The 20,960-nt window shown below is 45.9% G+C and carries 21 protein-coding genes; 8 read left to right on the top strand and 13 right to left on the bottom strand.

Translation table 11 applies throughout. The features are described from left to right. Window positions 1-9 precede the first annotated feature (9 nt). Window positions 10-261, bottom strand: a complete 252-nt coding sequence (locus DBK98_RS19575) for a type B 50S ribosomal protein L31 (protein WP_005780644.1) — start codon at window positions 259-261, stop codon at window positions 10-12. 362 nt (window positions 262-623) lie between these two features. Here DBK98_RS19575 and DBK98_RS19570 point away from each other — a divergent pair, with 362 nt between their 5' ends. Together DBK98_RS19570 and DBK98_RS19565 are read left to right on the top strand one after the other, a co-directional pair. Continuing rightward, window positions 624-1,643, top strand: coding sequence for an endonuclease (locus DBK98_RS19570; protein WP_005780642.1), 1,020 nt, complete (start codon window positions 624-626; stop codon window positions 1,641-1,643). A 179-nt stretch (window positions 1,644-1,822) separates the two neighbouring features. After that, window positions 1,823-2,827 carry a class II fructose-bisphosphate aldolase gene (locus tag DBK98_RS19565; protein WP_005807673.1) on the top strand — a complete coding sequence of 335 codons (1,005 nt, stop codon included), beginning with the start codon at window positions 1,823-1,825 and terminating at the stop codon, window positions 2,825-2,827. A gap of 483 nt (window positions 2,828-3,310) precedes the next feature. On the opposite strand, the gene DBK98_RS19560 is transcribed toward DBK98_RS19565, so the two are convergent. From DBK98_RS19560 to DBK98_RS19505, 12 genes are all read right to left on the bottom strand, one after another. Further along, window positions 3,311-4,906: an MFS transporter gene (locus DBK98_RS19560; protein ID WP_022012322.1), complete on the bottom strand. Its 1,596-nt coding sequence runs from the start codon at window positions 4,904-4,906 to the stop codon at window positions 3,311-3,313. 4 nt (window positions 4,907-4,910) lie between these two features. Beyond that, a complete protein-coding gene (locus DBK98_RS19555; RefSeq protein ID WP_005807672.1) occupies window positions 4,911-5,978 on the bottom strand; it encodes an HlyD family secretion protein in 1,068 nt (355 codons plus the stop codon). Between the two features lie 14 nt (window positions 5,979-5,992). Next, the gene (locus DBK98_RS19550) at window positions 5,993-6,433 is read right to left on the bottom strand and encodes a MarR family winged helix-turn-helix transcriptional regulator (protein ID WP_005780636.1); all 441 of its coding nucleotides are present in this window, start codon (window positions 6,431-6,433) and stop codon (window positions 5,993-5,995) included. Window positions 6,434-6,556: 123 nt separating this feature from the next. Next, complete coding sequence (locus DBK98_RS19545; RefSeq protein ID WP_032535724.1) at window positions 6,557-8,407, bottom strand: glycoside hydrolase family 13 protein; 1,851 nt, start codon at window positions 8,405-8,407, stop codon at window positions 6,557-6,559. A gap of 166 nt (window positions 8,408-8,573) precedes the next feature. Next, window positions 8,574-9,872 (bottom strand): tetratricopeptide repeat protein, encoded by a 1,299-nt coding sequence (locus DBK98_RS19540; protein WP_005807669.1) that lies wholly within the window; start codon window positions 9,870-9,872, stop codon window positions 8,574-8,576. Between the two features lie 20 nt (window positions 9,873-9,892). Further along, a complete protein-coding gene (locus DBK98_RS19535; protein WP_005807668.1) occupies window positions 9,893-11,227 on the bottom strand; it encodes a lipopolysaccharide assembly protein LapB in 1,335 nt (444 codons plus the stop codon). Between the two features lie 152 nt (window positions 11,228-11,379). After that, entirely contained in the window at window positions 11,380-12,540 is a 1,161-nt protein-coding gene (locus DBK98_RS19530; protein WP_005780630.1) for a sodium ion-translocating decarboxylase subunit beta, read from the bottom strand. Between the two features lie 2 nt (window positions 12,541-12,542). Next, window positions 12,543-12,974, bottom strand: coding sequence for a biotin/lipoyl-containing protein (locus tag DBK98_RS19525; protein WP_005780629.1), 432 nt, complete (start codon window positions 12,972-12,974; stop codon window positions 12,543-12,545). Between the two features lie 25 nt (window positions 12,975-12,999). Next, on the bottom strand, window positions 13,000-13,914 hold the full coding sequence (locus tag DBK98_RS19520) for an OadG family transporter subunit (protein ID WP_005780627.1): 915 nt from the start codon (window positions 13,912-13,914) through the stop codon (window positions 13,000-13,002). A gap of 19 nt (window positions 13,915-13,933) precedes the next feature. After that, the gene (locus DBK98_RS19515; protein ID WP_005780626.1) at window positions 13,934-15,487 is read right to left on the bottom strand and encodes an acyl-CoA carboxylase subunit beta; all 1,554 of its coding nucleotides are present in this window, start codon (window positions 15,485-15,487) and stop codon (window positions 13,934-13,936) included. 125 nt (window positions 15,488-15,612) lie between these two features. Further along, window positions 15,613-16,017 (bottom strand): methylmalonyl-CoA epimerase, encoded by a 405-nt coding sequence (gene mce, locus DBK98_RS19510; protein WP_005780623.1) that lies wholly within the window; start codon window positions 16,015-16,017, stop codon window positions 15,613-15,615. Window positions 16,018-16,228: 211 nt separating this feature from the next. Then, on the bottom strand, window positions 16,229-17,212 hold the full coding sequence (locus DBK98_RS19505; RefSeq protein WP_032535725.1) for a GNAT family N-acetyltransferase: 984 nt from the start codon (window positions 17,210-17,212) through the stop codon (window positions 16,229-16,231). Window positions 17,213-17,328: 116 nt separating this feature from the next. Here DBK98_RS19505 and DBK98_RS19500 point away from each other — a divergent pair, with 116 nt between their 5' ends. From DBK98_RS19500 to DBK98_RS19475, 6 genes are all read left to right on the top strand, one after another. Further along, window positions 17,329-17,871: a carbonic anhydrase gene (locus DBK98_RS19500; protein WP_005780619.1), complete on the top strand. Its 543-nt coding sequence runs from the start codon at window positions 17,329-17,331 to the stop codon at window positions 17,869-17,871. 125 nt (window positions 17,872-17,996) lie between these two features. Continuing rightward, complete coding sequence (locus DBK98_RS19495) at window positions 17,997-18,533, top strand: nitroreductase family protein (protein WP_005780618.1); 537 nt, start codon at window positions 17,997-17,999, stop codon at window positions 18,531-18,533. A gap of 2 nt (window positions 18,534-18,535) precedes the next feature. Then, window positions 18,536-18,868 (top strand): hypothetical protein, encoded by a 333-nt coding sequence (locus DBK98_RS19490; protein ID WP_005807662.1) that lies wholly within the window; start codon window positions 18,536-18,538, stop codon window positions 18,866-18,868. Next, the gene (locus DBK98_RS19485; RefSeq protein WP_005780614.1) at window positions 18,865-19,656 is read left to right on the top strand and encodes a Rossmann-like and DUF2520 domain-containing protein; all 792 of its coding nucleotides are present in this window, start codon (window positions 18,865-18,867) and stop codon (window positions 19,654-19,656) included. Before DBK98_RS19490 ends, DBK98_RS19485 begins: the two co-directional genes overlap by 4 nt. A gap of 18 nt (window positions 19,657-19,674) precedes the next feature. Further along, entirely contained in the window at window positions 19,675-20,196 is a 522-nt protein-coding gene (locus tag DBK98_RS19480; RefSeq protein ID WP_005807661.1) for an HAD family hydrolase, read from the top strand. 31 nt (window positions 20,197-20,227) lie between these two features. After that, window positions 20,228-20,809 (top strand): Maf-like protein, encoded by a 582-nt coding sequence (locus DBK98_RS19475; protein ID WP_005807660.1) that lies wholly within the window; start codon window positions 20,228-20,230, stop codon window positions 20,807-20,809. Window positions 20,810-20,960 lie beyond the last annotated feature (151 nt).

Below are 20,960 nucleotides of genomic sequence, written 5' to 3'. Positions count from 1 at the left end.
TCCGTTTGATTATTTCTTACGGTTACCGTAACGGCTCATGAACTTGTCAACACGTCCGGCTGTATCTACCAATGTAGATTTACCTGTGTAGAACGGGTGAGAAGTGCTTGAGATTTCGACTTTCAGCAACGGATAAGTTTCACCTTCGAATTCGATGGTCTCTTTAGTTGCCACAGTTGATTTAGACAAAAACATATCACCGTTTGACATATCTTTGAATACTACCGGACGGTATGATTCAGGATGAAGACCTTTTTTCATTTCAATATTTGTTTTTTAAATTATTATATCGTTTACTATTTGGTAAGAATAGTGTAATGGTCATTTTTCAGAGCGCAAAGATAATGCTTTTTTGTTTCTTAGGAAAAAAGTTTCGGAAAAAAAGTCGTATTCTCGCTTTTTTTTAAGACTTTTGCAGGGGTGACGGAGAAAATCCGTTGGTTTAAAGTCAAGGTCCCGCTGGTTTGAAATCCCAAAAGGACATTAAATAGTTAAGAAATGAACTAAATTCACCACAGGGCAACACAGAGTCTTATAGAGATTTTTTCTTCTTTCCAATATCCTGATAACAAGAACTTAAGGCTCTGTGTTGCTCTGTGGTGAATCAAACTTAAAACAAAATTATGAAGAAATTGATTATTGCATTCGGCTTTTTAGTGTTGCTGTCTGTCGGTGTCCGTGCGCAGGAGCACAAAGACGGGCTGTACAGCGTTGCCTTTTACAATCTTGAAAACCTGTTTGATACCATTCACGATGCCGGAAAAAACGATTATGAATATCTGCCGGATGCTGCTAAGGGATGGAACTCGGAGAAGTATCACTCCAAACTGAAAAAACTGTCCAAAGTGCTGGGTGAACTATCGCGCGATAAAGTACCTGCCGGACCTGCCGCCATTGGGGTGGCCGAGGTTGAAAACCGGAATGTACTTGAAGACCTGATTCGCCAACCGGAAATGGCTGCGGGAGGTTATCGCTACATACATTACGAAGGACCCGATAAACGGGGAATCGACTGTGCGTTGCTGTATGATCCCAAACAGTTTACTCCCCGTACGACGGCATTGGTTCTTTCCACTCCGTTCGAAGGAGATACGATTCACAAGACCCGTGGATTCCTGATCGTCGGTGGTGAACTGGCAGGCGATAAGGTATGTATGATTGTAAACCATTGGCCATCCCGTGGGGCGGAAGAGCCTGTGCGTATGCATGCCGCCATGCAGGTGAAGGCATTGAAGGATTCGTTAATGCGTTCGGACAAAGACCTGAAACTGATTATTATGGGCGATCTTAACGACGACCCGATGGATCAGAGCCTTGCCGTGCTGGGAGCTAAGAAACACGTCGAAGATATGACGGAGGATGACCTCTATAATCCTTGGTGGGTGACGCTGGAAGATAAAGGAGTCGGCACTTTGCTGTATCGCGGCAAATGGAATCTGTTCGATCAGATTATTATTTCACCCAGTCTGCTTCAGGCTGCAAAAGGACTGAAATATGATCATAACGAAGTCTTTCTGCGTGAATACCTGTTCCAGCAGGAGGGCAGATACAAGGGTTCACCGTTGCGCACCTACGGCGGTAAGGTATGGTTGGACGGTTACAGTGACCACTTGCCTACCATAATATATATGAGGAAACAATAAAACCCTTTATTTGCTACGTAGACATTACAAACGGCTCTTAAAGGATGGGAAATAAATTGAAATAGGATTGAATTGCACCCGTCGGGCGGATATTTCCGTCCGACGGTTTCTCTATTCAAAGGATTATTCTTACTTTTGCGTAGAATTTTTGATTCACTAACAATAAACTTTTAAACAAAATGGTTAATTACAAAGATTTAGGTCTGGTAAACACTAGAGATATGTTTGCTAAGGCTATCAAGGGTGGATATGCAATCCCTGCATTCAACTTCAACAATATGGAACAGATGCAGGCTATCATCAAGGCTGCTGTAGAAACTAAGTCTCCGGTTATTTTGCAGGTATCAAAAGGTGCTCGTCAGTATGCTAACGCTACACTGTTGCGTTACATGGCTCAGGGTGCTGTAGAATATGCAAAAGAATTGGGCTGCAAAAATCCTGAAATCGTTTTGCACCTCGACCACGGAGATACTTTCGAAACTTGCAAAAGCTGTATCGACTCAGGCTTCTCTTCTGTAATGATCGACGGTTCTCACCTTCCTTATGATGAAAACGTTGCTCTGACTAAGAAAGTTGTTGACTACGCTCACCAGTTCGATGTAACTGTAGAAGGTGAACTCGGCGTATTGGCCGGTGTAGAAGATGAAGTTTCTTCAGACCACCACACATATACTGAACCGGATGAAGTAGTTGATTTCGTAACTAAAACAGGTTGCGATTCATTGGCTATCTCTATCGGTACTTCTCACGGTGCTTATAAATTTACTCCGGAACAGTGCCACATCGATCCGAAAACCGGCCGTATGGTTCCTCCTCCGTTGGCATTCAACGTATTGGATGGCGTAATGAAAGAACTTCCGGGATTCCCTATCGTTCTTCACGGATCATCTTCAGTTCCTGAAGAAGAAGTTGCAACCATTAACCAATTTGGTGGTGCACTGAAAGCTGCTATCGGTATTCCTGAAGACGAGTTGCGTAAAGCTGCTGCTTCTGCTGTTTGCAAAATCAACATCGACTCAGACTCTCGTTTGGCTATGACTGCTGCTATCCGTAAGGTATTTGCAGAAAAACCGGCTGAGTTCGACCCACGTAAATACCTGGGACCGGCTCGCGACAACATGGAAAAACTCTACAAGCACAAAATCATCAATGTGCTGGGTTCAGACAATAAATTGGCTGAATAAAAAAACATGATGTTGTTCATGTTTATTTAATTTACATTTTTGGAAGGCCACTCAAGCGATTGAGTGGCTTTTTTAGGTCGGTCCGAAAATCCGGTTGCCATTCGGTTCGGGTTTTGATTCACTACGAGGGGTACAAAAGGCACAGAGTTTTCATCTTTTGTTTATGAAAGGTTCCGGAGAGAAATTCTCTTCTGTGAGACGTTATTCTCTTCTGTGGTGAATAATCAAATTCACCGGGTTTTCGGGACTGGCTTATCAAAGTTTTACATGCCGGGATAAATGGTTTTACGTACCGGGGTAAATGGTTTTACATGCCGGGATAAAAGCCTTTACATACCGGAGATAATGTCTTTACATACCGGGATAAATGGATTTACATTGAAAGAAAAATATTGGTAAATATAATCTGTTGATTATCAAATTTATCGGGACGGTTGTCAAACTACATATTTGCCGGAGGAATCTTTATTCTTTCCTCGTTCGTTATACCATATCGTCTCCCGTCTTTACGACAGCCACTTTCAATGTCTTATGGAAAGGGATAAAAGCTGCAACGACTGCAACCACCAGTGCCAGTATCAGCACATAACCGATCAGTGTTTTCAGAGCCAGCAAGAGAGATTGCTGTTGCAAAATGGAGTACAGGCTGTTGGTTGCCAACTGGCCGGCTTCGCTGAATTCGTGCCCCTGTGCCAGGGCGCTGTTCAGTGCCTGGTTATATTTCTGTTCGGCTATTGGATTGGTCAGCGTCATATTTTCCGAAAGAACATTCATGCCTTTCACCTGAAGATAATAGAGCATGTTATTGAAAAACGAGGCCGACAGGACCGGTGCCAGTGCCGACCGGAAGGAAATCAGGAAGAAAGCGTTGGACAGTGTCAGGCGCGGGTCTAAATCTTCGACGACAAAAACGCCGAATGCGATAAACAGGACCATCATGCCCACTCCTCGGAATAAGATAGGAAGGTAGAGCATTTCGTAAGTGCCATACGGGGTTATGCCAAAGTAGAGAATTGCCAGATAAATGACGTAACAGAACATGCCGCCTGAAATCAGAAAGCGAAACCGCCACCGTTGCCATCGGAACCACCAGAAACAAATAATCGCTCCCACGACATAGCCGGGCAACAGCCACAGGCTGAGTGAATTGGCATGAATGCTGTCTACCCGGATAATACTGTTCATGTAGTTGGTCACCAGTGAACTGGTGGCTGTCAGAAACATGGCGAGTACCATGAAGCCGTATCCGATGATGGATTTATGCAGAGTAAGTGGTTTCAGACTGACGAAAGGCTTCGGCTGTGTCCGTTGCCGGTAGATGAAAAGAGCTATCAGGAGAGGGATGATGAATACGTATACTCTTATTTTAGGGGATGCGAACCAGTCGAGTGTTTTGCCATAAGTGAAGGTATAGAGTGTCAGCAGATAGGCAGCGGCAATGATGAACATGCTCTTTCCGTCCATCTCCTTGAACGGGATGTGGACGGGACGTTGTGCGTAACGGAAAAAACACAATACAAACAGAATGGCAACCAGTAGAAGGATGGTGACGAAATAGTACATGTGCTGCCATTGATAATGATAGGCCAATTGTGCCGTGATAGCCATTGACAACTGTCCTCCGGAGAAGACAATGGGATAGAAGTAGGCGTAAAATTCACTTCGTATGTTTTTGGGACTGAAAAGTGGACGGATCAGGATGATGAACTCGAGCATGACGAAACCTTTGAGGAATCCCATGAAGAAACAGCATCCCATGATGACGTCCATGCTGCCTGTCTGTGCACAGATCAGGCTGAAGAAAACCTGTAGCAATAAGTCTGTGAGCAACAAGGTCTTCGAAGTGGCTATAGCACGTATTTTCGGTACGATGGGGTAGGCTACAGCCATCCCCACCGAAGCTGAATAATAGGCCATCGTGATATCTTCGCTCATCACTCCCAGCGTGTTCGACACTTCGATCATACTGCCTGTGTAAGCTCCGTTGAGCAGGGTGATGGGAAAAATGACGATGAACATCGTTACGATGCCCAACCATTGGGGCACCCAGGGGCGGGTAGGGAGGTTGAGCTTTACCATAGGCTTATGGGCGGACCGCCTCCGTTTCTACCATCATTCCGGCACGGAGGCATTCCATCTCTTTGGGTGAGGCATCGTTGAGGTCAATGCGGACAGGAATGCGCTGCTGTACTTTGACGAAGTTCCCGGCCGAATTGTCGGTAGGCACCAGGGAGTATTTTGACCCGGTAGCTTCGGAAATGGCCGTGACGGTTCCATGAAAAGTCCGGCCGCTGAAAGCATCTACTTTAATGCGAACCTTTTGTCCGATGTAGATGTGGGCTATCTGAGTCTCTTTATAGTTGGCAGTTACCCATTTATCATTGCCTCGTACCAGATACGAGAGAGTCTGTCCCCCTTGTACGAACTGTCCCGGTTCAAGGGTGCGCCGTCCCATGTATCCGTCATAAGGTGCGGTGACGACGGTATATGACAGGTTCAGTTTAGCCATATCCACTTCGGCCTCTTTACGGAGGATATTGGCTTCGGCACTGGTACTGCGTTTACTGGTTTCAGAGTACTGCGATTGGGCGGCTTCTTTCTGGCGCAGGAGGGCATTGTAACGTGCCCGGGTCGCTTCAAAATTTGCTTTTGCCAGTTCGTAATCCTGTTGGCTGATGGCCTGTTTTTTCAGGAGCCGGGTGTATCGGTTCAGTTCGGCTTCCTGCTGTGAAAGCCGTGCTTGGGTTTCGGCTATGTTGGCGTCCTGTACGGCAATGTTTACCCCTGAGGTCCGGATGCCGGAGTTCAAAACCTCTCTGGAGCCTAAGGCATCCATCAAAGCGGCTTCCGCATCTTTGAGTCGGATCCGGTATTCACGGTCATCCAGAATCAGGAGCGTGTCGCCGGCATGTACATACTGGTGCTCGGTGAAACGTACTTCTTTGATATATCCCGGTATCCGGATGTTGAGCGGAGCGATGTATTGGTCCACTACGGCATCATTGGTTATTTCGTAGCGGGCATATTTCCAGAAATAGTTTACTGTCCACGAGATACCTGCCAGTGCTAATAATATGCATACCGTGTTGAGAAAGATGTTTCTGTACTTCAGCTTTCTTAATTCTTTTTGTTTCGCTTGATGGGTGGACATGGCCTGAGTTGATTTTAGATTTCGTTGAGAACTTCGTACAGTCTTTTTAAATCTTCGGTACATTCGTTTATCCGGCTGACCTCCATCTCTATTCCTGTTTGGGTATAGATATCGTTGATCAGCGGTTTCACTGTAAGGGCAAGTTCCTCGCCCTGTGCTGTAAGAAAAATCAGCCGGTTTCTCCGGTCGGATGAATCTTCTTTCCGTATCACCCAATTCTTCTTCTCCAGGTTATTGATTAGGTTAGTCAGGCAAGCTTTGTCTTTTGCCGTTTTCTCTGCCAGAGATTGCTGGCTGATGCCTTGTTCGTTCCACAGGCAATTCATTACTTGCAGCATTTCGAAGGTCATATCTACGTTGTGCCGTTTGAGCACCCGTTGAAGGGTTTGACGGAAAGCCATCCGGGTTCGCAGGATTTGTAGAATAAGCTCGCGTGCCGATTCGTTGTTTGTCATCGTTGTATTCTTTTAGTCGGTGCAAAGGTAGCGATATTCTTCGATAATAGTCAAATGTTTGACTATTATTATTCGTGACAAAAAGACTTTTGACACCCCGAGCCTGCTTTGGGGTGAACGGGGCTAAAGCTCTATGACCATTGACTGGCGTGGGGCCATTGTCAGTTCCTCGTTCAGCATTATCATTTTTCCGCTAATGACGTCTTTGCCTTGAGTTTTATCTTTCAGTACTTCAGCGTAATATTTCAGAGGGAGTTTCACCTCCTTATCCGTACCGTTCAACAGGACAAATACTGTTTTTCCGTTATATTCGCGTGCATAGGCATATACACCGTGCTGAACCATGAACTGTTTCATGCTGCCTTTGGCAATCACATCGTTGCCTTTGCGCCAGTTCAGCAGATTGCGGTAGAAGTTATAGCTTTCGTTCTGTAGTTTGGTACGTCCCTCCGGAGTAAGAGCGTTTTCTTTATCATTAGCCCATCCGCCGGGGAAATCTTTTCTGACATAACCGTCGCTTTTGCTCTTTACTCCGTTCATCATGACTTCGGTTCCGTAATAAAGCTGCGGAATGCGCCGGGTGGTCAGCAAAAGGGTAGAGGCCTGTTTCAGCATGTTGAGATTTTCACCTTCACCCAGAAAGCGGTCGGTATCGTGATTCTCTATGAAAGCCAGTACGGATGCGGGATCGGGATACAGATAATCGTATACAAAGTTGTTGTATACCCGATCCAGACCTTTGAACCAGGTGTCGGTCTCTTCATTCTTGGCTGTGTTGATTTTGTCGAAGAAACTGAAGTCCATCACAGTTTTCAGGTTACTGTTGCGTGGGGCGGAGAGTTTGGAATCTTTTTGCCACCAGGCCGTGTAGGCAGGTTCGGTTACCCAGGTTTCGCCTACCGTGTTATAGTTGGGATATTCTTCATTCAGTTCCTTCATCCAGTTGCTCATGGCATCGTAGTCGGCATACGGGTAAGTATCCATCCGGATGCCGTCGATATCGGCATATTCAATCCACCACAAACTGTTTTGCAGGAGATATTTGTATACGTGAGGGTTCTTCTGGTTCAAGTCGGGCATGGCTTCCACAAACCAACCGTCATTCATCTGGTCGAAGTCATACTGTGAGGCGTACGGATCTACGTGAGGAGTCAGTTTGTAAGATGTCTGTACGAAGTTGTCTTTAAAATCGGAGTGGTTGAACCAGTCCTTCGAAGGCATATCCTTGATCCAGGGGTGTTCTACTCCGCAATGGTTGAAGATCATATCCATTACGACTTTAATGCCCCGGTTGTGAGCTTTGTCTATCAGCGAGCGATATTCTTCGTTGGTACCGAAACGTGGGTCTACCTTGTAATAATCGGTCGTGGCATAGCCGTGGTACGAACCGCCTTTCATATTGTTCTCAAGTACCGGGGTGAACCAGAGTGCGGTTACTCCCAGGTCGGTAAAGTAGTCCAGGTTTTGTTCAATACCGGCGAGGTCACCGCCGTGGCGGGCGTTCGGGTCATTGCGGTCTACTTTATATTCTGCCATGCCTTCTATCTGGTCGTTGTCCGGGTTTCCATTGGCAAAGCGATCCGGCATTAACAGATATAGGGCATCCGATGCGTCAAAGCCTTTGTGGTCGGCTCCTGCTTTGCTACGTGCTCTCAATTCGTAATCCTTAACCAGCTTTTTCTTTCCGAGAGTGAATGTAATAGGCATTTTCCCCGGTTTAACATCTTTATCGAGATGAAGATAGACAAGCAGATAATTGTTGCTTTCCAGCTTCACGACGCTGCTGAGTGATACTCCGGGATAGTTTACTGATACGGATGCCTGGCCGATGCCTTCGCCGTATACCATTAACTGGAGTTCCGGATTGTTCATGCCGGTGAACCAGAAGGGCGGATCGATTTTTGATACGTTCATGGCTGCATAAGTACTTAATGAAAGTAAGAGAGAACCTAAGAAGAACAATAATTTTTTCATGATATTAGCTCGTTATTATTTAGATGCTGCTAATATAGGATAAATCATCGGATTGGTTCCTGTTTTCTTCCTTACTGTCCGCCATCTATTTATGCAAACGTTTTCATAGGAGATGCTTAAACCTGAATCGGGCATTTGTAATGTGCACAAAAGCCACTTTGGATACCTACTTTTCTCCTTTGAAGAATTTTTCCTTTCGGATACTTTCCAGTTTATTGGCGGCACTTTTATAATAGTCTATGCGAGGTGCGGGCTCCTCCTCTTCGACGTCGCTATCTTGTTGCAGCTCTATTGCCTTCTGTTGGGACTTTGTTCGTAAAAAAGCTTGCAAGTAGCGCTCTGTGGCTTTTGTATCTTTGATTTTATCGGATAGAAAGGCCATGTTATAAAGCAATATATGCCTGTCGGGGGCATACTTATATTGTTCTTTGATTGCTTTTATCTGCTCGCGGGTCTGTTTGGCCTCTTTATAACAATCCGCAAGTCCGAAATAGAGACGTTCCATTATACTGTCGGTGGGGATAGTCTGGTCGATGGCCTGATTCAGATACTCAATCCCATCTTGTTTCCACAAAGTCTTGGAGCAGGAGCGTCCCAAGTAGTAGAGCAGGTTGGCGCTGGGGGACTGGCGGGATTTTGCTTTAAGCAGCCAATCGCGTGCTTTAAAGTATTCTTTCGTGGCATAATAGCTGACTCCCAGATAATAACATGTCAGCAGGGTACTGTCTCCCTGGCTTGTCAGATCTTGATAACGTTTGATTGCCATGGGGTAGTTTTTGTGCAGACAATAAGCCAAGGCGTTCTGTCGGTTTACCTCTACATTGGTACTATCCATTTGGCGATATCCTTCTGTCAGGGAGATTGCCCCTTCATAATCCTGCATCGTATTGAGTATGCTGCCCAATCTGGCAACAGACAGATAGTCGGAAGGATATTTTCTGATGATGGAAATGTAACATAACATGCTTTCTATCGGCATGTTAAGTCCTTCCATACTTTCTGCCATTAATCGTAATACGGTAGCGGAACTGTCTTTCTTGGCCAATGTGACGCTTTCGTGCAGTGCATCTCCATATCGCTGCTGGTTGTATAGTAGACGGGTGTATTGCAGGTGTGCGTAAGTATGTTCCGGATTTAACTTCAAAACTTTCCGATAGTATTCCAAGGCCTCGTTGTACTTGCTCAGTTGCCTGCAACATTCAGCGGCTTCTATCAATGCCTGCTGGTTTTCGGGTAATTCGGAAATGATATGTTGTAAAGTGGACAAGGCTTCGGCAGTGTGTCCCAATCCCTTTAAAGCCTTGGCTTTTTGTAACAATAATTGCGATGAAGCAGTTTCTCCATCGATCAGTCTGATGGCCGTTTTGTAGTCATAGTTTGCCATTGCTTCCTGGATAGAAGTTACGTTCTGAGCGGACAATGCTACATTGAAGCCCAGACAGAGGAGGATCAGGAGGTATTTCATATGAGTAAATATAGGTTCTGTTATTTCGGGCTTTGTTCCGGTATTCCCTCGTTGAAGAATTTTTCTTTCTGTAAGTCCTTCAGCCACTTATCGGCAGCGTTGTAGTAGTTTTCAAGTCCCAGAACGAGTTCTCCTGTTTCGGCGGTGGCTTCCTCCTTTTTGGCATCTTTGTTCCGGGTCTTTAAGAAGGCCTGCAAATAACGTTCGGCTGATTTGTGGTCTTTTAGCTGATATGAATAATTCCAGGCGATGTCATAAAGTAGTTTATGGTTCGTCTTATCATATTTATACAGCTCTTTGAGGGCCTGGATTTGTTTGGGTGTGTCTCTTGCCAGTTTACAGCAATCGACCAAGCCTTTGTAAAGACGGATCATGGTACTGTCTTTGGGGATGGTAAGTTCGATGGCTTTCTCCAGATGTTCTATGCCTTCCTTTTTCCAGGAAGTCTTGGCGCAACATCGTCCCAGATAATAGAGCAGGTTCGGATCTTCTTCCATATCTTTGTACAGTTTGCTGAAGCATGCGTGTGCTTCATAATAATATTCATCGGCATAATAGCTGATTCCCAGATAGTATAATGTTTGTGTACTGCTGTCTCCCTGCTGGCATAGATTTTCGTAACGCTTGATGGCCATCGGGTATTGTTGGGCACGACAATAGGCAAGTGCGTTTTGCTGGTTTACGATCAGGTTGGTTGAATCCCGTTCTCTGTAGCGTTCGGTTGCTTTGATCGCGTATTCGGGATATCCTGCCGCTATGTTCAGATTTCCCAGTTTGGCCGCTGCTAAATAGTCGTCCGGGTATTTGTCCTGAATGATTTCATAACAGCCGATGGCAGGCAGTATTTGTTGCATTCCTTCAAGGCTCTGTGCCTGTAGGTGGAGTACCACGGCCGAACTGTCTGTTTCGGACATCATTGAGCTCTCTCCAAAAGCTTCGGCATAATTTTTCGTATTGCAAAGCAAGTTGATAAATTGCAAGCGGGCATACTTGTTCTTGGGATTCAAGGTGATGGTTTTCCGGTAATAGTCCAATGCATCGTTATATTTAGCCATTGCTTTGCAACATTCCGCGGCTTCGATGTGTGCCTGTTGGTTGGTAGAATCTGCCGTAATTACTTGGCGGATGACACGGAGAGCCTCGGCGTTGTTGCCGATTCCTTTCAGGGCTTTGGCTTGCTGCATCAATAGCGGGATGGTAGGCTTCTCTTTGTTGATCAGTTCAATGGCAGTCTCGTAATCATAGTTTGCCATTGCTTCCTGAATCTTGTTTTGATTCGTGTTCTGTGCCGTTAGTATGGGGCTAAGACACAAGCAAAAGATAAAGATGAGTGGTTTCATAGCTTTTGTTTTCATAGGACGTATGTTTTATTGCCTGCAAGTTAGTAAAAATATCGTTTCTACGAAGGGTTCGTAACGTCTTTTAGATAGATTAACGTAAAATGCAAGGCGCCTCTCTTTTCGCAAAGAGAGACGCCCCGGTTCTATTTTATGAAAAAGCTTTTAAACTACATAAGGAATCCGAGCAGGATACCGGCAGCTACGGCTGAACCGATTACTCCCGCCACGTTCGGACCCATAGCGTGCATCAGCAGATAGTTGGTCGGATCGTATTCCAAACCGACCACTTGTGAGATGCGCGCCGAGTCGGGTACGGCAGATACACCTGCATTACCGATCAGCGGATTGATCTTGTTGCCTTTCTTCAGGAAGAGATTGAAGAACTTCACAAACAAGACGCCCGAGGTAGTGGCAATGATGAAAGAGAATGCACCGAGGATGAAGATCAGGATAGAATCCCAGGTGAGGAATTGTGAGGCTTGGGTAGAAGCTCCCACAGTCAGTCCCAACAGGATAGTGATGACATCGATCAACGGACCGCTGGCAGTATTTGCCAAGCGACGGGTTACACCGCTTTCTTTCAATAAATTACCAAAGAACAGCATACCCAGCAAAGGCAGACCCGACGGAACCAGGAAGCAAGTGAGCAACAGACCCACGATGGGGAAAATCACTTTTTCGGTATGCGATACGATTCTTGGTGGTTTCATGCGGATCAGGCGTTCGTGTTTAGTGGTCAGCGCACGCATGATGGGCGGTTGTATCACCGGTACCAGTGCCATGTAAGAATAGGCTGATACGGCGATGGCACCCATCAGGTTCGGAGCCAGTTTAGACGAAAGGAAGATCGCCGTCGGTCCGTCGGCACCACCGATGATACCGATAGCACCGGCTTGGTTAGGCTCAAATCCGATGAGGAGGGCAATGATGTAAGCGCCGAAGATACCGAACTGTGCGGCAGCTCCGATCAGCATCAGTTTGGGGTTGGAGATCAGTGCCGAGAAGTCCGTCATGGCCCCGATGCCTAAGAAAATAAGCGGCGGATACCAACCGGAGGTTACACCTTGATAAAGGATGTTCAGTACCGAACCTTCTTCGTAAATACCCACTTTTAATCCGGCTTCCATATTGAATGGAATATTACCGATCAGAATACCGAAGCCAATGGGGATCAGCAGCATCGGTTCAAATTCTTTGGCTACGGCAAGGTAGATAAAGAAAAGACCGATTAGCAACATGAAAAGATGTCCGGGTGTCGCGTTTGCGAAACCAGTGTATCCCCAGAAGTCAACAAGGTTATTCCCTAAGAATGATACGAAATCTCCCATAATTATTCAATGATTACGAGGTCTGTACCTTCAAGTACAGAATCTCCTTTATTAACTTTAATTTCTGCTACTTTTCCATCTTTATTGGCATTGATGTTGTTTTCCATCTTCATAGCCTCAAGGATGATGATAGTCTGGCCTTTCTTGACAGTGTCTCCTGCTTTCACCTTGATGTCGAGGATGACACCCGGCAGCGGAGATTTCACGCCGTCTCTCTTGGAAGCTGTCGGCTGTTTGGTCACTACCGGAGCTCCCGATTCGGTTTTCGGAGCGGCTGCCGGACGGGTAACCGGTTTCGGAGCAGCTTTGACGGGAGTATCCAACTCTACTTTGTAAGAGGTTCCGTTTACTTCAACATTGGCTATGTTATCTTCTACATCGTTCACTGTAACGTTGTAAAGGTTGCCGTTGATTTTATATTTATATTGTTTCATTGCTTCATTTTATTAGGGTTAGTAATTATCTTCTCGGAGTCTGACGCAGTGTGTAGATCTTCGAACTCCACGGTGAGTAGGTGCGTTTCACTTTGTTGATAGTCAGAATCATGTCTTCAACGTCGTGAGCGTCATTCAGGTATTCGTGCAAAGCCATGGCGATAGCGGCGGTCTCTTCACCTGTGTGGCTACCCAGGTTCTTCTCCTTCGCTTCCGTCTTGTCGGTGATACCGGTGGCTTTCATTGCGTTTTTCTTACCCAGTCTGACAGCGATATTACCTACCGCCTTGAATGAAAGATACAAAAGTACCAAACCAATGAATACGACTGACATGGCAATGATGGCCATACCAATACCGATAGAGTCGTGCTTTTTGAAGTTCTCGATCTTCGGGTTTTTGTCGATAGTCATATTGTTGGTGCTTGGAGTGACATAGCTATGTTCTCCACCACCTTTTACTACCCAGTTAGCACTTCCGTCTTTTTCACGGGCGTATGAACGGTCGGCAAGCTGACCGGCAGGGATGGTTACCTCGTCAATCAAAGTTTTACCGTTGGAATCATACAGAGCAATGTAGTTCTCTTTGTCCGGATCGAGCGTAAAGTTTACATGAAACGTACCCCGGTTAGGCATCCCGTCTGCCCAGAACAAAGCATGTTGGCGTGGCTTGATTAACGTCAGCACGTCGCCTTTGGGAATAGGATATTTGGTCGGATTGTTTTTATCGTTCGTCAGAAAGCAACCTTCCAGATTTACCGAAGCGAAAGAGGTATTGAATATCTCTATCCACGCATTGTGCAGTCCGTAATCATCCTGATAGTTCTGGTCGTTGATGACCAAAACTTCATTGATTTTCAGACTGGTGGCACTTTGCGCCCTGAGCCCCATGCAAACCATTGCCAGCAGAGCGATAAATATCCCGATTCTTTTCTTATTCATAACAATCGATTTTTATTTGTTACAATGGAATATTACCGTGCTTTTTAGCAGGGTTGGTTAATTTCTTAGTTTGCAGCTGTTGCAAAGCGCGGATCACGCGGAAACGAGTGTTTCTCGGTTCGATAACGTCGTCGATGTAGCCGTATTTGGCCGCATTGTACGGGTTTGCGAAGAGTTTGGTATACTCGGCTTCCTTGTCTGCCAGGAATTGAGCAGGGTTTTCCTGATCTTTGGCTTCCTTGGCATACAATACCGCTACTGCACCGGCACCACCCATTACGGCGATTTCGGCTGTCGGCCATGCATAGTTCATGTCACCGCGGAGTTGCTTGCAACTCATTACGATGTGTGAACCGCCGTAAGACTTACGCAGGGTTACGGTCACTTTAGGTACAGTGGCTTCGCCGTAAGCATACAGCAATTTGGCTCCGTGCAGGATCACACCATTGTACTCCTGACCTGTGCCCGGAAGGAATCCCGGAACGTCTACCAATGTTACCAGCGGGATGTTGAATGCATCGCAGAAACGAACGAAACGGGCGCCTTTGCGTGATGCGTTGCTGTCGAGCACGCCTGCCAGATATTTAGGTTGGTTGGCAACCACACCTACCGACTGTCCGTTCATGCGGGCAAAACCGATGATAAGATTTTTGGCGTAGTCTTTCTGTACTTCCAGAAATTCACCGTTGTCGATGATGGCACCGATCACTTCGTACATATCGTACGGTTTGTTCGGGCTGTCGGGGATAATTTCGTTCAACAGGTCATCCATACGGTCGATCGGGTCGGTACAGTTCACCAATGGGGCTTCTTCCAGATTGTTTTGCGGGATAAAGCTGAGAAGTTTGCGGATGATCGCCAGACCTTCTTCTCCGGTTTCGGCTGTGAAGTGGGTTACACCCGACTTGCTGGCATGTACGCTTGCACCTCCCAGGTCTTCCTGAGATACGTCTTCACCTGTTACTGTTTTTACTACAGCAGGTCCGGTGAGGAACATGTAAGATGTACCTTCGGTCATCAGCGTGAAGTCTGTCAGGGCAGGAGAGTAAACCGCACCTCCGGCACACGGACCGAAAATACCCGAAATCTGTGGAATAACACCCGATGCCATGATATTACGCTGGAAAATTTCAGCATAACCGGACAGAGCGTTGATACCTTCCTGAATACGTGCGCCACCCGAGTCGTTGATACCGATAACAGGAGCACCCATCTTCATGGCCATGTCCATTACTTTACAGATCTTCTGTGCCATGGTTTCCGACAGTGAACCACCGAATACGGTGAAATCTTGTGCGAAAACATATACTAATCTACCTTCTATTGTTCCATAACCGGTTACTACACCGTCGCCGAGGAAATGTTTCTTTTCTTGTCCGAAGTTAGTACATCTGTGTTGAACAAACATATCCAGTTCTTCGAAACTACCTTCGTCAAGCAACTGTGCAATACGCTCGCGGGCCGTATATTTGCCTTTGGCGTGTTGTTTTTCAATAGCCTTTTCGCCACCACCTAAACGAGCCTGAGCGCGAAGTTCAATAAGCTCTTTTACTTTTTCAAGCTGGTTACTCATGAGTTTTTCTTAATTTAAAGGGTTATAATATTTACGATTAGACGATTTGCGATGTACGGTTGAAAATTGATAACCAAAGGTGTTTTCAATCATACATTCTGTGCTTGTCAAGTCGTATCTCTTTTTTAGTGTTCACAGAGTTCGGTCAGTACGCCCAAAGTTGATTTCGGGTGAAGGAAAGCGATATTTAAGCCTTCGGCTCCTTTGCGCGGGGCTTTGTCGATCAGGCGGATTTCCTTGCTTTCGGCTTCTGCCAGAGCGTTAGCCACACCGTCTTCAACGGCAAATGCAACGTGATGAACACCTGCGCCTTTGTTTTCGATGAATTTGGCGATGGTACTTTCCGGACATGTCGGTTCCAGTAATTCGATTTTGGTATCACCTACCTTCAGGAAGGCTGTTCTTACTTTTTGATCTTCTACAGTTTCGATGTTGTAGCATTTCAAACCTAATACGTTTTCATAATACGGAAGGGCTTCCTCGATACTTTTTACGGCAATGCCCAAGTGTTCAATGTGTGAAATCTTCATAACTATATTTTTTAATTTTGGTTTTAATCGTCTTTTTGGAATGGTATAAAACAGCACAAAGAAAATCAATTCTTGTTTAATAAAGAAATTTTTCTGCAATTAATTATGGTGAAAATAGGTTTAAAACCCAAGGGGCGTTACTTTAAAAGGTAGGCATTGTTGGTTTCAAGCCAATTCTTCTTTGGTTTTAAACCCAGAGGATGCTTGATTTTTAGACATATATTTTGATCAGCAGATTGTTCAGCCACTGCCAGCGGAAGCGGAACCAGCGTCGGGTACTGCTTTGTTTGCCGCCGAAGCGGAGTACGAAGTCGCGGTAACCGTGTTTCTTGAAGGGGAGTCCGGCATCCATGAATTCCATGTGACGGAACCCGTTTTGATGTGCGTCTTGTAAAGCTTTCCATACAGCCAGTATACCCGGGTATTGCAGAGCATAGGTTTTCCGCATACTTCCCGAGAACCACAGGTAGGCATCGTTGCCTGAATAGATACAGGCAGATCCTCCGATGATTTTTCCTTTGTAGCGGACAATGAAAATTTTACCTTGCTTCCTGTGGATCAGCCGTGTGTCCATGTGCTGGAAAAAGATGATATTGGGAAAGTGCTTACGGATGCGGGACGAGTAGAGATGTCGCAGCATGTTCGAGAATTCGCGGATTTCTTCTATCGTGTGTGCTTCGTCTACCGATGCGCCATTTTTCAGCCCTTTCTTGATTTGGCGGATACGGGAAGGGCTGAAACGCTGTTCCGCACTTTCGGTGCCGTGTAGTGAATTGCGTACCCGCAGCCAGTTGACAGGGAAGTATTTGTTCGACCGGAAGTATTTGTAACCGAACATGGCATTTTCAAGATTGCGAAATTCTATCAGGAACGAACTCCGCAATACTTCTGTGGTGAGATGCTCCAGCATTTCACCGAATATTTTTTCCTTATCGGCTTCTGCTGTCAGATATTCGCCGGTGCCATAAACTTCACATCGCTTGATAAGGGAAGGAGGAAACATGCGTATGCTTTTGCGGATGGCGGCAAGCAGCCGGGCAATTGGTTTTCCATCTTCCGAAGCCATGATCAGGAGCGGAGTGTAGCCCGGAGTTTCTTCATAAATCTGAAATAACTCCTTTGAATGAAATGTATTGGTTCCGGGAAAATCCGGAATTTCACTCCCTCGGTAATATGTAGTCAGTTTTAATGGCATATCGGGACAAATTTACATTTTTTATTTCTCTTTACAACATTTGCGGGGCTTATTTTGTTGACCTGTTATTTTGTGATTATCTTTGTAGATATACTACAATAAAATCCGTTTCGATTATGTTAGAAGAAATTCTTGAATTCAACAAAAAGTTCGTTGAGAACAAGGGATACGAAAAGTATATTACTAACAAGTACCCCGATAAGAAGATCGCCATCCTTTCATGCATGGATACCCGTCTGACTGAGTTGCTGCCTGCTGCTTTGGGAATCCACAACGGAGACGTGAAGATTATAAAGAATGCCGGTGCCGTCATTTCCCATCCTTTCGGCAGTGTCATCCGTAGCTTGCTGGTAGCCATCATCGAACTGGGGGTGGAAGAAATTATGGTCATTGCCCATTCGGATTGCGGTGCTTGCCACATGAACAGTGATGAAATGATTGCCCACATGAAAGAGCGGGGAATCAAATCTGAAACGATCGACATGATACGCTACTGCGGTGTCGACTTCAGTTCGTGGCTGGGAGGTTTCGACGATCCGGTTGAGTCTGTCAGGGGGACGGTCCGTTCTATCGAGAACCATCCGCTGATCCCGAAAGACGTCCGGGTGCATGGTTTTATCATCGATTCACTGACCGGTGAATTGACGAGAGTGGAATAAATTGCCTATCTTTGCAGGGAAATCATTACCGGTTATGCAGATTCATACAGATCGGGCTTTTTATTATGGTTCTGTATAAGTCTGCGGTAAATGTTCGTTTATTAAAAACAATGCATTTATAGTATATGGAAAATTTCAGTGAACTGATAAAGAAACGCCGCAGTATGCGGAAATTTACAGGAGAAGAACTTTCTCAGGAGGAGGTAGTCGCTTTGCTGAAAGCGGCTCTGATGGCTCCCACTTCTAAACGTAGCAATAGTTGGCAGTTTATCGCGGTCGATGATAAAAAGCTGCTTGGCGAACTCTCGCACTGTAAAGAGCAGGCTTCTGCTTTCATTGCCGATGCCGCGCTGGCAATTGTGGTTACTGCCGATCCTTTGGCAAGCGATGTTTGGATTGAAGATGCTTCCATTGCTTCCATCATGATTCAGCTTCAGGCCGAAGACTTGGGATTGGGCAGTTGCTGGGTGCAGGTACGCGAGCGTTATACTGCTGCCGGAATGCCTTCCGATGAGTTTGTGCGTGGTGTGCTCGACATTCCTTTGCAGTTACAGGTGTTGTCCATCATTGCGATCGGGCACAAAGGCATGGAGCGTAAGCCCTTCAATGAAGATAATCTGCAATGGGAGAAAATCCATATTAATAAGTTTGGAGGCAAGTAGCGGTGAGTGCGGTAAAAGCAAACAATAAAGATACATATAAAGCCACGGCAGTCACCCTTATTGTGATAGGGATACTCTATCTGATAGACAAACTGATACACTTTTCTGCATTGGGTATACCCTGGGTGATGAATAAAGATAATCTTTTGCTCTACACTGCGGTTATTTTCCTGTTTATCAAGCGGGACAAATCCGTCGGCCTGGTGCTGCTCGGATTGTGGCTGGTGCTGAATATCGGCTTGATTGTCTCACTGCTTGGTTCGATGTCCGGTTACCTGCTGCCCTTGGCTTTATTGATAATCGGAGGTATATTGTATTTGATTTCAACACGATGAAAAGAAGTATAGAAGATACACCGATTGTGTTTATCGGTGCCGGGAATCTTGCCACAAATCTGGCAAAGGTTCTTTATCGGAAAGGATTCCGTATCGTACAGGTATATAGCCGTACGGAAGAGTCGGCCCGTGAGCTGGCGCAGAAAGTAGAAGCTGAGTATACGACGAGCCTTGAAGAGGTGAATCCATATGCAAAGTTGTATATCATTTCGCTCAAAGATTCCGCCTTTGCCGAACTTCTTCCCGCTATCGTAGCCGGTAAACGGAAAGAGGCATTGATGGTGCATACGGCAGGCAGCATTCCGATGAGTATTTGGGAAGGACATGCGTCACATTATGGGGTGTTCTATCCCATGCAGACTTTCAGTAAGCAACGGGAAGTCGATTTTAAGGAGATTCCTTTCTTTATAGAAGCTTCGTCGACCGAAGATGCCGCATTTCTGAAAGCTATTGCGTCTACCTTGTCGAACCGTGTATATGATGCCGATTCGGAACAACGCAAGAGCCTTCATCTGGCTGCTGTGTTCACATGCAATTTCACTAATCACATGTATGCCCTTGCCGCCGAACTGCTTAAGAAATATAACTTGCCGTTCGACGTGATGTTGCCGCTAATTGATGAAACGGCTCGTAAAGTGCACGAATTGGAACCTAAAGCAGCACAGACGGGACCTGCGATCCGTTATGACGAGAACGTCATCGGCAATCATTTGCGGATGCTTGCCGATGATCCCGGGATGCAACAATTATATGAATTACTTAGCCGAAGTATCCACGAAAGACATTAACCCCAAATATAAATAAGAATGAGTACTATCAATTACGACCTCACCCGGATTAAAGCACTTGCTTTTGATGTAGACGGAGTGTTGAGTGCAGATGTGATTCCACTCCATCCGTCGGGTGAACCGATGCGTACGGTAAATATAAAAGACGGCTATGCGATCCAGCTGGCTGTGAAAAAAGGTCTTCATATTGCCATTATCACAGGTGGACGGACCGATGCGGTGCGGAAGCGCTTTGCCGGATTGGGGGTATCCGATCTCTATTTAGGCTCTGCCATAAAGATACACGATTATCGTGATTTCCGTGACAAGCATGGACTCGCGGACGAGGAGATACTCTACATGGGCGATGACGTTCCCGATATGGAAGTGATGCGTGAGTGCGGATTGCCCTGTTGTCCCAAAGATGCCGCTCCCGAGGTGAAAGCCGTTGCCCGCTACATTTCATATGCCGACGGCGGATACGGTTGCGGACGTGATGTGGTGGAGCAAGTACTTAAAGCGCAAGGCAAGTGGTTGTCGGATGATGCTTTCGGGTGGTGATTTTTAGTATATAACTCTTTAATTTATTAGTATGCTTGCTAACTTGAATCGTTATAAAATCGTATTGGCATCTAATTCTCCACGGCGGAAAGAGTTGATGACCGGCTTGGGGGTAGATTATGTGGTAAAAACATTGCCTGATGTCGATGAGTCTTATCCCGACTCTCTGCAAGGCGAAGAGATTCCGCTGTTCATAGCCCGTGAGAAAGCGGCCGCTTATCAGTCTGTGATGCACCCGGAGGAACTTTTGATAACTGCCGATACCATAGTCTGGCACGAAGGTAAGGCACTTGGGAAACCTTCCGGACGTGAAGATGCCATAGAGATGTTGCGAAATCTTTCCGGTAAGTCTCATCAGGTGATCACTGGGGTATGCCTCACCACCTGTGAGTGGCAAAAGAGTTTCGCTGCTGTGACAGATGTCCGTTTCGCAACACTTGATGAAGACGAAATTATTTATTATGTCGATCACTATCAGCCAATGGACAAAGCCGGTTCGTATGGCGTGCAGGAGTGGATCGGTTTTGTCGGGGTTGAATCCATTTCCGGCAGTTACTTCAATGTAATGGGGCTTCCTATCCAGAGGCTATACCGGGAGTTGAAACAACTGTAGGAGGCTGTTTCTGACGCTAACTTCATATCGCTTGATTTCGTATGGCATTTTCCTCGTTCATCGGAAGGAGGAGAATGCCATACGTGTTTATTGCCTTGGAGGGATCAGGATGGTAACTTGAGTTGTGTAACGGTCACTATCCTGAGAGTTG

The sequence above is a fragment of the Bacteroides sp. PHL 2737 genome, from assembly GCF_004115325.2.
Lineage (GTDB): Bacteria > Bacteroidota > Bacteroidia > Bacteroidales > Bacteroidaceae > Bacteroides > Bacteroides hominis.
Note: the sequence above shows the minus strand (reverse complement) of the source record. Positions and strands in the feature narration are given on the sequence as shown.